Source organism: Frankia tisae, from assembly GCF_025403405.1.
In the GTDB taxonomy this organism is placed as follows: domain Bacteria; phylum Actinomycetota; class Actinomycetes; order Frankiales; family Frankiaceae; genus Frankia; species Frankia tisai.
In genome coordinates, this window is sequence record NZ_JANEZT010000001.1 from 1 (window position 1) to 14,184 (window position 14,184).

Below are 14,184 nucleotides of genomic sequence, written 5' to 3' on the forward strand. Positions count from 1 at the left end.
GGGCCGGGGTCCGGGTGCGTGAGGTCACTACCGCCGCCTGTTCTGCTTGCGACGACGCACGATGAGCGCGTCGGACGACTTCTTGTGGGCCCGGGTCCGGCCCTCCGGGCGACCCTTCGGGTTGACCGGGTGGCGACCACCGGAGGTCTTGCCCTCACCACCGCCGTGCGGGTGGTCGACCGGGTTCATCGCGACACCGCGGACGGTGGGCCGACGGCCCTTCCAGCGCATCCGGCCGGCCTTGCCCCAGTTGATGTTGCTCTGCTCGGCGTTGCCGACCTCGCCGACGGTGGCGCGGCACCGGACGTCCACGTTGCGGATCTCGCCCGAGGGCATCCGCAGCTGGGCGTAGGGGCCGTCCTTCGCGACGAGCTGCACGCTGGCGCCGGCGCTACGAGCGATCTTCGCGCCGCCGCCGGGACGCAGCTCGATGGCGTGCACCACGGTGCCGGTCGGGATGTTGCGCAGCGGCAGGGCGTTACCCGGCTTGATGTCGGCGCCCACCCCGGAGCTGACCTGGTCACCCTGCTTGAGCTTGACCGGCGCGATGATGTAGCGCTTCTCGCCGTCGGCGTAGTGCAGCAGTGCGATGCGGGCCGTGCGGTTCGGGTCGTACTCGATGTGCGCGACCTTCGCCGGCACGCCGTCCTTGTCCCGCCGGAAGTCGATGATCCGGTAGGCCCGCTTGTGGCCGCCGCCCTGGTGCCGGGTGGTGATCCGACCGTGGACGTTGCGCCCGCCCTTGGAGTGCAGCGGGCGGACCAGCGACTTCTCCGGGTGATCACGGGTGATCTCGACGAAGTCGGCCACGCTCGCGCCACGACGCCCCGGCGTCGTCGGCTTGTACCTACGAATTCCCATGGCTTCCTACCGTCCCTGGCCCGTCGACCCGTGGGCCGCCGCCGCGGCGCGGCGCACGCGCTCAGGCACCGGGGCCTCCGAAGATCTCGATCGTCTGACCGGGCGCCAGGCTGACCAGGGCCCGCTTGGTCGCGGACCGTTGCCCCCAGCCGTGCTTGGTCCGCTTGCGCTTGCCCTGCCGGTTGATGGTGTTCACCCGTAGGACGCGCACGTTGAAGATCTGCTGGACCGCGAGCTTGATCTGAGTCTTGTTCGCGTCCGGATGCACGATGAAGGTGTAGACGTTCTCGTCAAGCAGGCCGTAGCTCTTCTCGGAGACGACCGGCCGCAGGATCACGTCACGCGGGTCGGGAATCACTTGTTCTCCTCCGCCCCGGCCTCGGTGGGCGATGCCGGCCGGCTGTCGCGGGCGAGGAACGCGGCCAGCGCCTCCTCGGTGAAGACGACGTCGTCGCTCACCAGCACGTCGTAGGTGTTCAGCTGCCCCGGGTCGAGCAGGTGCACCGCGGCGACGTTGCGCAGGCTCCTCCAGGTCAGCTCGTCACTGCGGCTCGCGACCACCAGCACGCGGCGGGTGTCCGCGACCGTGCGCAACGCCGTCACCGCGGCCTTCGTCGACGGTGCATCGCCGGAAACCAGCGAGGACACGACGTGGACCCGGCTGTTACGCGCCCGGTCGGACAGCGCGCCACGCAGCGCGGCGGCCTTCATCTTCTTCGGGGTGCGCTGGTCGTACTTGCGCGGCGTCGGGCCGTGCACCGTGCCACCGCCAGCGAACTGCGGAGCGCGCAGTGAGCCCTGCCGGGCTCGGCCGGTGCCCTTCTGCCGGTACGGCTTGCGGCCGCCGCCGCGAACCTCGCCGCGAGTCTTGGTGTCGTGGGTGCCCTGCCGGGCCGCCGCAAGCTGCGCGACCACGACCTGGTGGATCAGCGGGACGTTCAGCGGCACGTCGAAAACGCCACCGGGCAGCTCAACGCTGCCGCTGTCGCCGCCATGCAGCGCGTGCACCGAGACGGTGCGCGTGGTGGTGGCATCCGGATCGGATGCGGTCGCCACCCGGCTCATGCCGAGACCTCCTCACCGGCGCCGACCGCCACGGCCGGGGTGATCGCTTCGGGCGCCGGGCGCTTGGCCGCGCTGCGCACGAAGACGAGGCCGCCGTCCGGGCCGGGTATCGCGCCCTTCACCAGCAGAAAGCCACGCTCGGTGTCGACGGCGTGGATGGTCAGGCCCGGCGTGGTGGTGCGCGCGTGGCCCATCCGGCCCGCCATGCGCAGGCCCTTGAAAACGCGGCCGGGGGTCGCGCAACCGCCGACCGAACCCGGCGAGCGGTGCTTGCGCTCGACGCCGTGCCCGGCGCCCAGGCCCTTGAACCCGTGACGCTTCATGACACCGGCGAAGCCCTTGCCCTTGGAGGTTCCGGTGACGTCGACAACGGTCCCCGGAACGAACACCTCGCCGGTGAGCTCCTGGCCGGGCCGATAGTTGGCGGCGTCGGCAGTGCGCAGCTCGACGAGATGGCGCCGCGGCGTCACCCCGCTCGTGCCGAAGTGCCCCCGGGCCGGCTTGTTGATCTTACGCGGGTCGATCTCGCCGTAACCGAGCTGGACGGCGGAGTACCCGTCCGAGTCAGGCGTCTTGACCTGCGTGACGACGTTGGGACCGGCCTTGATGACGGTGACCGGCACGACGCGATTGTTCGCGTCCCATACCTGGGTCATCCCGAGCTTGGTGCCCAGGAGCCCTCTGTAGTTGCGGATGAGCATGACTGCGCCGGCCCCTCTTACAGCTTGATCTCGATGTCGACACCGGCGGGGAGGTCGAGCCGCATCAGCGAGTCGACCGTCTTCGGCGTCGGGTCAAGGATGTCGATCAGCCGCTTGTGCGTCCGCATCTCGAAGTGCTCGCGGCTGTCCTTGTACTTGTGCGGCGACCGGATGACGCAGTAGATGTTCTTCTCCGTCGGCAGCGGCACCGGTCCCGCGACCTGCGCACCCGTCCGGGTCACCGTCTCGACGATCTTCCGCGCCGAGCTGTCGATGACCTCGTGGTCATAGGCCTTGAGCCGAATGCGGATCTTCTGTGCCGCCATGGTGGGCTTCGCCTGTCCTGTCTGTCTCGTCCGGCCGGTACCGCTACCGGGTCACCGCCCGTAGATCCGCCCTGCCGGTGGCGCGAGGCCCGCGCCCCGCCACCGGCGGAGGGAGTCTGCCGGTTACCGCTGTCTCGTGCCGGTCCCGCGTCGACCGATCGACGCTGGGGCCGGATTACCTGCCGCGCTGGCAGCCGGGAGTGCCGGCAGCCGGGCCGCCCGGGTAGTGGCGCTCAGTCGCGCCACCCGGGCAGCAATGTGGGCGGTGGGCCCGGGTGATCCGGACCCACCGCCCACCGGTACTACTTGAGAACCTTCGTGACCTGGCCCGCGCCGACGGTCCGGCCACCCTCGCGGATGGCGAAGCGCAGACCTTCCTCCATGGCGATCGGCTGAATGAGCTCGACCGTCATCTCGGTGTTGTCGCCCGGCATGACCATCTCGGTGCCCTCGGGGAGGGTCACGACGCCGGTCACGTCGGTGGTGCGGAAGTAGAACTGCGGCCGGTAGTTCTTGAAGAACGGCGTGTGGCGGCCGCCTTCGTCCTTGTTCAGGATGTAGACCCGAGCCTCGAACACCGTGTGCGGCGTGATCGTCTTGGGCTTGACGATGACCTGGCCGCGCTCGACGTCCTCACGCTTGATGCCGCGCAGGAGCAGACCGACGTTGTCGCCGGCACGCCCCTCGTCGAGCAGCTTGCGGAACATCTCGACGCCGGTGACGGTCGTCGTGGTGGTCTCCGGCTTGATGCCGACGATCTCCACGGTCTCGTTGACCTTGACGATTCCACGCTCGACACGGCCGGTCACAACGGTGCCACGACCGGTGATCGTGAAGACGTCCTCGATCGGCATGAGGAACGGCCGGTCGATGTCACGCTCCGGCTCGGGGATCGACTCGTCGACCGCGGCCATGAGCTCGAGGAGCTTGGCGCCCCACTCCTTGTCGCCCTCCAGCGCCTTGAGCGCGGAGACGCGAATGACCGGGACGTCGTCACCAGGGAACTCGTACGAGCTCAGCAGCTCGCGGACCTCGAGCTCGACGAGCTCGAGGATCTCCTCGTCGTCGACCATGTCGGCCTTGTTCAACGCGACGACGATGTACGGCACGCCGACCTGACGCGCGAGGAGCACGTGCTCCTTCGTCTGCGGCATCGGACCGTCGGTCGCGGACACCACCAGGATCGCCCCGTCCATCTGGGCGGCACCGGTGATCATGTTCTTGATGTAGTCCGCGTGCCCGGGGCAGTCGACGTGCGCGTAGTGCCGCTTGTCGGTCTGGTACTCGACGTGCGCGATCGAGATCGTGATACCGCGAGCCTTCTCCTCCGGCGCCTTGTCGATCTGGTCGAACGGCGTGAAGGGGTTGAGGTCCGGGTGCGCGTCGTGCAGCACCTTGGTGATCGCCGCGGTCAGCGTGGTCTTGCCATGGTCGATGTGACCGATGGTGCCGATGTTGACGTGCGGCTTCGTCCGCTCGAACTTCTGCTTCGCCACGGGGTCCCTCCAAGGACGGGTGGTGTCGTGCTGTGTAGTCAGGTTGGGGAGGTGCTCACGCCACGAGGGCGGTCACTCCCCCCGCGCCTTGGCGATGATCTCCTTGGCGACGTTCCCGGGAACCTCGGCGTAGGAGTCGAACTGCATCGAGTAGCTGGCCCGGCCGGACGTCTTGGACCGCAGGTCGCCGACGTAGCCGAACATCTCCGACAGTGGCACCTGGGCCCGCACGATCCGGGAACCGCCGCGCTCCTCCATCGCCTGGATCTGTCCGCGACGGGAGTTCAGGTCGCCGATGACGTCGCCCATGTGGTCCTCGGGCGTGGTGACCTCGACGGCCATCAGCGGCTCGAGAAGCACCGGGTCGGCCTTGCGCGCCGCATCCTTGAACGCCATCGAACCGGCGATCTTGAAGGCGAGCTCGGACGAGTCCACGTCGTGGTACTGGCCGTCCAGGAGGGTGACCTTGACGTCGACCAGCGGGTAGCCGGCCAGCACGCCGAACTCCATGGCCTCCTGGCAGCCGGCGTCGACCGACGGGATGTACTCCCGGGGGATGCGGCCGCCGGTGACCTTGTTCTGGAACTCGTAACCGCCGCCGTCACCGCCGGAGGGCTCCAGGTTGATGATCACTCGAGCGTACTGGCCGGAGCCACCCGTCTGCTTCTTGTGGGTGTAGTCGATCTTCTCCACCTTGCGGCGGATGGTCTCCCGGTAGGCCACCTGCGGCTTGCCGACGTTCGCCTCGACGCCGTACTCGCGGCGCATACGGTCGACCAGCACGTCGAGGTGCAGCTCACCCATGCCGGCGATGATCGTCTGGCCGGTCTCCTCGTCGGTCCGAACCTGGAAGGTCGGGTCCTCCTCGGCGAGCCGCTGGATGGCGGTGCCCAGCTTCTGCTGGTCGACCTTCGTCTTCGGCTCGATCGCGACGTGGATGACCGGCGCCGGGAAGGTCATCGACTCCAGGATCACCGGCGCGTTCGGGTCGCAGAGGGTGTCCCCGGTGGTGGTGTTCTTCAGCCCCACCACGGCGACGATCTGCCCCGCACCGACGCTGTCCCGGTCCTCCCGGTGGTTGGCGTGCATCTGCAGGATGCGCCCGATGCGCTCCTTGCGGTCCTTCGTCGAGTTCAGCACCGGCGAACCGCCGGTCAACCTGCCGGAGTACACCCGGATGTAGGTCAGCTTGCCGACGTACGGGTCACTCATGATCTTGAAGGCGAGCGCCGAGAACGGCGCGTCCTCGCTGGGCTCGCGGCGAACCTCGGCGTCCTCGTCGCTGACGGAGTGGCCGATGATGGTGCCGATGTCCAGCGGGTTCGGCAGGAAGTCGACGACCGCGTCGAGCATGGGCTGGACGCCCTTGTTCTTGAACGCGGAGCCACACAGCACCGGGTTGAGCTTGCTGGCGAGGGTGCCGCGCCGCAGGCCGGCCATGAGCTGCTCCTCGGAGGGCTCCTCGCCCTCGAGGTAGAGCTCCATGAGCTCGTCGTCGTTCTCCGCGACCGTCTCCAGAAGCTTGTCGCGCCATTCCTGCGCGGCCTCCAGGTGGTCCCGCGGGATGTCGACGACGTCGTAGGAGGCGCCCTTGTCCTCGGACTGCCAGAGCAGCCCCTTCATCCGGATCAGATCGATGACGCCGCGAAAGTCGGACTCCACGCCCCAGGGGAGCTGGATGACGGCCGGCGTCGCATCGAGCCGCTCAACCATCATTTCGACACAGCGGTGGAACTCGGCGCCGACGCGGTCCATCTTGTTGACGAAGGCGATCCGCGGCACGTTGTACCGGTCGGCCTGCTTCCAGACCGTCTCGCTCTGGGGCTCGACGCCGGCGACGGCGTCGAACACCGCTACGGCGCCGTCGAGAACGCGCAGCGACCGCTCGACCTCGACCGTGAAGTCGACGTGGCCGGGCGTGTCGATGATGTTGATGGTGTGGTCGCGCCAGATACAGGTCGTGGCCGCGGAGGTGATGGTGATCCCCCGCTCCTGCTCCTGCTCCATCCAGTCCATCGTGGCGCCGCCCTCGTGGACCTCACCGATCTTGTAGTTCACACCGGTGTAGAAGAGGATGCGCTCAGTCGTGGTGGTCTTGCCCGCGTCAATGTGGGCCATGATCCCGATGTTGCGGGTACTGGCCAGCGAGGAAGGTGCGTCAGATGGCATGTCGAGTTACCAGCGGTAGTGGGCGAAGGCCTTGTTGGACTCCGCCATCTTGTGGGTGTCCTCCCGGCGCTTCACACTCGCGCCGAGGCCGTTGCTCGCGTCGATGAGCTCGTTCATCAGCCGCTCGGTCATCGTCTTCTCACGACGAGCCCGGGAGTAGCCGACGAGCCAGCGCAGCGCGAGAGTCGTGCTGCGACCGGCGCGGACCTCGACCGGCACCTGGTAGGTGGCGCCACCAACCCGGCGGCTGCGCACCTCCAGGGTGGGCTTGACGTTGTCGAGCGCCCGCTTGAGCGTGACGACCGGGTCGTTACCGGTCTTGTTCTTCGCGCCTTCCAGCGCGCCGTACACGATGCGCTCGGCGACTGACTTCTTGCCGCTCATCAGCACCTTGTTCACCAGTGCGGTCACCAGCGGCGACCCATACACCGGGTCGACCACGACGGGGTGCTTGGGCGCGGGCCCCTTGCGCGGCATCAGCCCTTCTCCTTCTTCGCGCCGTAGCGGCTACGAGCCTGCTTGCGGTTACGGACGCCCTGCGTGTCGAGAGCGCCACGGACGATCTTGTATCGAACGCCCGGGAGGTCCTTCACACGACCGCCACGAACCAGGACGATCGAGTGCTCCTGCAGGTTGTGGCCGACGCCGGGAATGTAGGCGGTGACCTCGATCCCGCTGTTCAGCCGGACACGCGCCACCTTGCGCAGCGCCGAGTTCGGCTTCTTCGGGGTAGTCGTGTAGACGCGGGTGCACACGCCACGACGCTGAGGGCTCCCCTTGAGTGCCGGGGTCTTGGTCTTCTCGACCTTGTCCTGCCGGCCCTTGCGGACCAGCTGCTGGATCGTGGGCAACGCCGCTCCCGTTCCTGTGACGCCTCGTCGTACTGCCTTGGGCAACCAGACCGGTACGCCGGCCTACCTGCTAACTCTTGCGAACCGCACCTGAGCCACCGTGGTGGCCTCGACCGGCTTCTCCGACCCACGCGGTCGGGCGTGTCGCGCCGTTTCGCCCGAAGAGGATCGCACATTCGAATGATCCAACTACGGTGGACAGCACGCCAGCCCGCCCGGCCGCTTCGCGGAACCGAGCCCGACAGTCGCCGACGGACACCCAGGCGGTGACTTTACGTCAACCTGCCAGGCACCACGGCGCCACATCGAAGTGCAAGACGCACGCCGGAACCACATGGGCTCCGGCCACGGGAACCAACAGTACTCCACGGTTGCGTCACGTGTCGAACGGGGTATCGGCCGACGTCCGACGCAGACACCGCAGCCCCACAAGCCCCCGACCTCGGACCGCGGGATCAGCGGCTCGTAGCGACACGACCCCACCGCCAGACCCGGAACTCACTCGCTCAGCCCAGGACCCGATCAACCAGGAACCGATCAAGCCAAATACCCAATCAAGCCCAGGATCAGACTCGGCGCGGGACCAGCCACAGCCCAGGACCGGACTCGGTGCGGGAAACCGGCTGGCCCGCGTCCGGATCGGCCCACCGGAGCCGACAATCCACTACCCGCGTTGCGGGGCGGCCGGACTCCGGCTTCAACACCGAAGGATGCGGTCCGAGCACCGGGACCCGCGGATCTCCGCGAGCCTGGTCCTGGCACGCTGTACCAGACGCACGATACCGGCATCGGAGGTCCTCGAGGACATGTTTGACGCAGTTGGCGGACAGCCCCTGGCCGCCCCGCCCGCGCGGCCGACCCGAGCGGAGCTACTCGCCGCCTATGACACCGCGGTCCCCGACCTTGTCGCCCCGCGGACCACCGTGTTGCTGTGCGGGATCAACCCGTCCCTGGAGTCCGGGGCGACCGGCTTTCACTTCGGCACACCGAGCAACCGGCTGTGGCCGGTCCTGCACCTCGCCGGGTTCACCCCGCGCCGGTTGCACCCCAGCGAGACCGGCGAGCTGACCAGTCGCGGCCTGAGCATCACCAACCTGGTCAACCGGTCCACTGCCCGCGCCGACGAGATCAGCGACGACGAGGTGCGGGCGGGCGTCGCCCGACTCACCGAACTCGTCGAGCGGATCTCGCCCCGCTGGGTGGCCTTCCTCGGCCTGGCCGCCTACCGCGTCGGTTTCGGCCGGCGCGGGGCGAAGGTCGGACGGCAGCCGGAGACCCTGGGCCCCGCCAGCGTCTGGCTGCTGCCGAACCCCAGCGGTCTCAACGCCCACTACCAGCTACCCGACCTGGTCCGGGTGTACGGCGAGCTGCGCGAGGCCGCCTACGGCGACATGTGATCGCCCAGTCCCAGCGCCGTCGGTCCGAAACCGTCCTCGCCGCAGTTGCGGCGCGGTCCACGCGGTCCGACGTCGCGAAACCGCGCCGGACGCACCGTAAAATGCGCGACGCACCAGCACCCCAACAGGCCCGGTGAACCTGGGATCGGTGCGATCCGTCTTCCACAGCGACAAATCGGTCGCCGAACCCACGACCCATGAGGAACCAGTTGGGCTCTCTCCCACGCACAGGCCACCGGTGCACGAGCCGCCACTCGTTTCGCGACCTGCCTCAGCCACCCCGTCAGACGTCACGGAACGCGACAGCAGGACGGGAAGGCGACTTCCCCGCGCTGCACTAGCGTCGCGAGTCGTCGAGCAGGTCGGCGGGCAGCGGGTCGCCGATGGGGGCGAGGAAGTCGGCGCCGGGCGGCGCCTCGACCTCGACGCGCGCGCCACCGGCCCAGGCGGCGTCGAAGGCAAGCTGCCAGGAGTGCAGGAAGGTACGCGTCGCCGGTGCCTTGTCGAACAGTGGATCGCCGTCGATCGGATGGCCGATCCAGGCCAGGTGCACACGGATCTGATGGCGCCGGCCGGTCCGCGGCGTCGCCGCGAGCAGGGTACGTCCGTCGCCCTCCCAGAGCCGGACGAACGTGGTGACCGACGGATAGGTCCGCACGTGCGCAAAGGCAGCGTCCGGTGCCACCGACCAGTACCCTTCCTCCGTCATCGCGCCGGACGCTCCCGCGCCGTCAGCGCCGTCCGGGGCGTCCGGGGCGTCCGGGTCTGCCGGTGGACGGCGCGACGCGGTGATGTCGGCGCGGTTCGCGGCCACCCGGACGCGGCTCTTGCGGCCCACGCTCAGGGGCAGGTCGATGGTTCCGGCGGTGGGCAGACCCCGGGTGCGGGTCAGTGCCAGGTAACGCTTGCCAATCGTGCGCCGCTGGAACTGTCTGGTCAGGTCGCCGTGGAAGCGTAGTTCCCGCGCGAACAGCACGACCCCCGAGGTGACCTTGTCGATCCGGTGCACCGGGAACAGCTCCTCCCCCGCGTCGGCGGCGAGCCGCACGAGGTCGGTGTCGTGGCGCTCCCCCATCACCGAGAGGCCGACGGGCTTGTCGAGCGCCAGGACCGCGTCGTCCTCGTAGATCGTGTGCAGGCGCCGGATCTCGGCCCAGTCCGTCACGAGCCCCCCACTCGTCGATCACCCATCGTCAACTCGGCCATCCCGGTTCCAACTTCCTTGCCCTTCGGGGGGGCTCCGCGTCCGATTCGTCCCCCCCGAACGGCAAGAAACCAGTGCGGACCGGCGCGCCCCACGAGAGGGGAGAACGCCGCCGGCCCGGTGTCCCCGAGCAGGGGACACCGGGCCGGCGGGATCGACTCAGCGAATCCAGACCAAGCGACTTCGGGTCAGCGGAAGTCGCCCGAGCTGCGGTAGTCGAACTCGTCCAGCGGGACGGCCTGGCCGGTGCCGGTGCCGAAGGCGCCGTACTCCACGCTGCCGCCGTCCTCGTACGCGCCGACGGAGTACATCGCGGCGCGCGCCTCCTCGGTGGGCTCGACCCGGATGTTGCGGTACCGGGAGATGCCGGTGCCGGCCGGGATGAGCTTGCCGATGATGACGTTCTCCTTCAGGCCGACGAGCGAGTCCGACCGGGCGTTGATCGCCGCGTCGGTGAGCACTCGGGTCGTCTCCTGGAAGGAGGCCGCCGACAGCCACGACTCGGTGGCCAGCGACGCCTTGGTGATCCCCATCAGCACCGGGCGGGCCGAGGCCGGCTGGCCGCCGGACTCCACCACCCGACGGTTCTCACCCTCGAACCGCGCCCGCTCGCACAGCTCGCCGGGCAGCAGGTTGGTCTCGCCGGACTCCAGCACGTTCACCCGCTTGAGCATCTGGCGGATGATGATCTCGATGTGCTTGTCGTGGATCGACACGCCCTGCGACCGGTACACCTCCTGGACCTGGTCGACCAGGTGGAGCTGGACCTGGCGCGGGCCGAGGATGCGCAGCACCTCGTGCGGGTCGACGGCACCGTCGACGACCTGGCTGCCGACCTCGATGTGGTCGCCCTCGCGGAACCGCAGGCGCGAACGCCGCGAGACCGGGTAGGCGATCTCCTCGCTGCCGTCGTCCGGCACCACCACGACCTTGAAGGTCTTCTCGGTCTCCTCGATCTTCACCCGGCCGGAGACCTCGGTGATGGGAGCCTTGCCCTTGGGGCTGCGCGCCTCGAACAGCTCGACGACACGCGGCAGGCCCTGGGTGATGTCGTCGCCGGCGACGCCACCGCTGTGGAAGGTACGCATCGTCAGCTGGGTGCCGGGCTCGCCGATGGACTGGGCGGCGACGATGCCGACGGCCTCGCCGACGTCAACCAGCTTGCCGGTGGCCAGCGAACGCCCGTAGCACTGGGCGCACACTCCCATCCGGGACTCACACGTCAGCGCCGAGCGAACCCGGACCGACTCGATGTTGGCCTCGATGATCTGGCCGATCGCCACGTCCCCGGCGTCGGTGCCGGCGGGCACGATGATCTCACCGTGTTCGTCGACGGCGTCGGAGGCCAGCGTCCGTGCGTACGCCGAGGTCTCGGCGTAACGGTCGCGCACGAGCACGCCGTCCGCGCCGCGCCGGGCGATCCGGGTGAGGATGCCGCGCTCAGTGCCGCAGTCCTCCTCGCGGACGATGACGTCCTGGCTGACGTCGACGAGCCGGCGGGTCAGGTAGCCGGAGTCGGCGGTCCGCAGGGCGGTGTCGGCGAGACCCTTGCGGGCGCCGTGGGTCGAGATGAAGTACTCGAGCACGGTGAGGCCCTCGCGGAAGTTCGCCTTGATCGGCCGCGGGATGATCTCACCCTTGGGGTTGGAGACCAGGCCACGCATGCCGGCGAGCTGCCGGATCTGCATCATGTTTCCGGCGGCTCCGGAGTTGACCAGCACGTAGACCGGGTTGGTCTGCGGGAAGTTCTTCTCCATCGCCTCGGCGATCTTGTTCGTCGCCTCGGTCCAGATCTGCACCAGCTCGCTGCGGCGCTCCTCGTCGGACAGGAAGCCGCGGTCGAACTGCTTCTGCACCCGATCGGCCCGCTGCTCGTAGTCGTCGAGGATCTCGGCCTTGTTCGGCGGTGCGACGACGTCCTCGATCGCGACGGTGACCCCGGACCGGGTGGCCCAGTAGAAACCGGCGCTCTTCAGCGCGTCCAGCGTCGCCGCAACCTGGATCTTCGGGTACCGCTCGGCCAGGTCGTTGACGATCGCGGCCTGGGCCTTCTTGTTCAGCTGGGCGTTGATGAAGGGGTAGCCCTCCGGCAGCGCCTCGTTGAGCAGGCAGCGGCCGAACGTGGTCTCCAGGTTGAACATGTCCCCGGTGACCCAGTCGACCGGCGGCACCCACTCCGACGGCGGGGTGGTGTCGCGCAACCGGACACTGATCCGCGCCTGCAGCCCGATCTCCCGGGCGTCGTAGGCCATCTGCGCCTCGGCGACCGAGGAGAACGCCCGGCCCTCGCCGATGGCACCCTCGGCCAGCGTCGACAGGTGGAACACACCGGTCACCATGTCGAGGCTGGGCATCGCCAGCGGCCGACCGGACGCCGGCGAGAGGATGTTGTTGCTCGACAGCATCAGGATCCGGGCCTCGGCCTGCGCCTCGGCGGACAGCGGCAGGTGCACCGCCATCTGGTCGCCGTCGAAGTCGGCGTTGAACGCCGTGCAGACCAGCGGGTGGATCTGGATGGCCTTGCCCTCGACGAGCTGCGGCTCGAAGGCCTGGATGCCGAGGCGGTGCAGGGTCGGCGCCCGGTTGAGCAGCACCGGGTGCTCGGTGATGACCTCTTCGAGCACGTCCCAGACGACCGGGCGGGCCCGCTCCACCATCCGCTTCGCCGACTTGATGTTCTGCGCGTGGTTGAGGTCCACCAGGCGCTTCATCACGAACGGCTTGAACAGCTCCAGCGCCATCTGCTTGGGCAGACCGCACTGGTGCAGCTTGAGCTGCGGTCCGACGACGATGACCGACCGGCCGGAGTAGTCGACCCGCTTGCCGAGCAGGTTCTGGCGGAACCGGCCCTGCTTGCCCTTGAGCATGTCGGACAGCGACTTCAGCGGACGGTTGCCCGGGCCGGTGACCGGCCGGCCGCGGCGGCCGTTGTCGAACAGCGCGTCGACGGCCTCCTGCAGCATCCGCTTCTCGTTGTTGACGATGATCTCGGGCGCGCCGAGATCGAGCAGCCGCTTGAGCCGGTTGTTCCGGTTGATCACGCGGCGGTACAGGTCGTTGAGGTCGGAGGTGGCGAACCGACCGCCGTCGAGCTGCACCATCGGCCGCAGGTCCGGCGGGATCACCGGAACGCAGTCGAGCACCATCCCCATCGGGGAGTTGCGGGTGTTCAGGAACGCCGAGACGACCTTGAGCCGCTTGAGCGCGCGGGCCTTCTTCTGCCCCTTGCCGCTGCGGATGGTCTCGCGCAGCGACTCGGCCTCCGCGGCCAGGTCGAAGTCGGCGAGCCGGCGCTGCAGCGCCTCGGCGCCCATGCCGCCGTCGAAGTACTGGCCGAACCGGTCGCGCAGCTCACGGTAGAGCAGCTCGTCCGGCTCCAGGTCCTGGACCTTCATGCCCTTGAAGCGGTCGAAGACGCGGTCCAGATCGTCGATCTTGCGCTGCGCGCGGTCGCGGATCTGGCGCATCTCGCGCTCGGCCGACTCGCGGACCTTGCGCCGCGCGTCGCCCTTGGCGCCCTCGGCCTCGAGCTGCGCGAGGTCGGTCTCGAGCCGCTTCTGCCGGGTCTCGACGTCGGCGTTCTTCTTGTCCTCGAGCTGCTGCTTCTCGACACCCATGCGGGCCTCGAGGGTGGGCAGGTCGCGGTGCCGCGCGTCGATGTCGACCTTGGTGATCATGTAGGCGGCGAAGTAGATGACCTTCTCGAGGTCCTTCGGCGCCAGGTCCAGCAGGTAGCCGAGCCGGCTCGGGACACCCTTGAAGTACCAGATGTGGGTGACCGGGGCGGCCAGCTCGATGTGCCCCATGCGCTCACGGCGCACCTTGGCGCGAGTGACCTCGACGCCACAGCGCTCGCAGATGATGCCCTTGAACCGGACCCGCTTGTACTTACCGCAGTAGCACTCCCAGTCCCGGGTCGGACCGAAGATCTTCTCGCAGAAGAGCCCGTCCTTCTCCGGCTTCAGGGTGCGGTAGTTGATCGTCTCCGGCTTCTTGACCTCGCCGTGCGACCACTGACGGATGTCGTCCGCGGTGGCAAGACCGATGCGCAGTTCGTCGAAGAAGTTGACGTCCAGCAAGACTGTCGCCTGCTCTCTCTTTCTCGGTCGGGACG

12 protein-coding genes are annotated in these 14,184 nt (G+C 68.7%); 1 reads left to right on the forward strand and 11 read right to left on the reverse strand.

Annotated features, from left to right (window positions below; genetic code table 11):
• Positions 1-27: 27 nt before the first annotated feature.
• From rplB to rpsL, 9 genes are all read right to left on the reverse strand, one after another.
• Positions 28-861 carry a 50S ribosomal protein L2 gene (rplB, locus tag NBZ85_RS00005; protein ID WP_251746473.1) on the reverse strand — a complete coding sequence of 278 codons (834 nt, stop codon included), beginning with the start codon at positions 859-861 and terminating at the stop codon, positions 28-30.
• 61 nt (positions 862-922) lie between these two features.
• Positions 923-1,219 (reverse strand): 50S ribosomal protein L23, encoded by a 297-nt coding sequence (rplW, locus tag NBZ85_RS00010; RefSeq protein WP_261553498.1) that lies wholly within the window; start codon positions 1,217-1,219, stop codon positions 923-925.
• Positions 1,216-1,926 (reverse strand): 50S ribosomal protein L4, encoded by a 711-nt coding sequence (gene rplD / locus NBZ85_RS00015; RefSeq protein ID WP_261553499.1) that lies wholly within the window; start codon positions 1,924-1,926, stop codon positions 1,216-1,218. Before rplD ends, rplW begins: the two co-directional genes overlap by 4 nt.
• Positions 1,923-2,627, reverse strand: a complete 705-nt coding sequence (gene rplC / locus NBZ85_RS00020) for a 50S ribosomal protein L3 (RefSeq protein ID WP_136446414.1) — start codon at positions 2,625-2,627, stop codon at positions 1,923-1,925. The genes rplD and rplC overlap by 4 nt, the downstream gene beginning before the upstream one ends.
• Positions 2,628-2,644: 17 nt before the next feature.
• The gene (gene rpsJ / locus NBZ85_RS00025; protein ID WP_007514815.1) at positions 2,645-2,953 is read right to left on the reverse strand and encodes a 30S ribosomal protein S10; all 309 of its coding nucleotides are present in this window, start codon (positions 2,951-2,953) and stop codon (positions 2,645-2,647) included.
• A 302-nt stretch (positions 2,954-3,255) separates the two neighbouring features.
• A complete protein-coding gene (gene tuf / locus NBZ85_RS00030; RefSeq protein WP_261553500.1) occupies positions 3,256-4,449 on the reverse strand; it encodes an elongation factor Tu in 1,194 nt (397 codons plus the stop codon).
• A 72-nt stretch (positions 4,450-4,521) separates the two neighbouring features.
• Positions 4,522-6,618 (reverse strand): elongation factor G, encoded by a 2,097-nt coding sequence (gene fusA / locus NBZ85_RS00035; protein WP_261553501.1) that lies wholly within the window; start codon positions 6,616-6,618, stop codon positions 4,522-4,524.
• A 6-nt stretch (positions 6,619-6,624) separates the two neighbouring features.
• Positions 6,625-7,095: a 30S ribosomal protein S7 gene (rpsG, locus tag NBZ85_RS00040; protein ID WP_136446411.1), complete on the reverse strand. Its 471-nt coding sequence runs from the start codon at positions 7,093-7,095 to the stop codon at positions 6,625-6,627.
• A complete protein-coding gene (gene rpsL / locus NBZ85_RS00045) occupies positions 7,095-7,469 on the reverse strand; it encodes a 30S ribosomal protein S12 (protein WP_009740532.1) in 375 nt (124 codons plus the stop codon). The genes rpsG and rpsL overlap by 1 nt, the downstream gene beginning before the upstream one ends.
• Positions 7,470-8,275: 806 nt before the next feature.
• Here rpsL and mug point away from each other — a divergent pair.
• Positions 8,276-8,866 (forward strand): G/U mismatch-specific DNA glycosylase, encoded by a 591-nt coding sequence (mug, locus tag NBZ85_RS00050; protein ID WP_261553502.1) that lies wholly within the window; start codon positions 8,276-8,278, stop codon positions 8,864-8,866.
• Between the two features lie 337 nt (positions 8,867-9,203).
• Here mug and NBZ85_RS00055 read toward each other — a convergent pair whose 3' ends face one another.
• Both NBZ85_RS00055 and NBZ85_RS00060 read right to left on the reverse strand, forming a co-directional pair.
• On the reverse strand, positions 9,204-10,031 hold the full coding sequence (locus tag NBZ85_RS00055; RefSeq protein WP_261553503.1) for an RluA family pseudouridine synthase: 828 nt from the start codon (positions 10,029-10,031) through the stop codon (positions 9,204-9,206).
• Between the two features lie 227 nt (positions 10,032-10,258).
• Positions 10,259-14,149, reverse strand: coding sequence for a DNA-directed RNA polymerase subunit beta' (locus tag NBZ85_RS00060; protein ID WP_261553504.1), 3,891 nt, complete (start codon positions 14,147-14,149; stop codon positions 10,259-10,261).
• Positions 14,150-14,184: the final 35 nt, after the last annotated feature.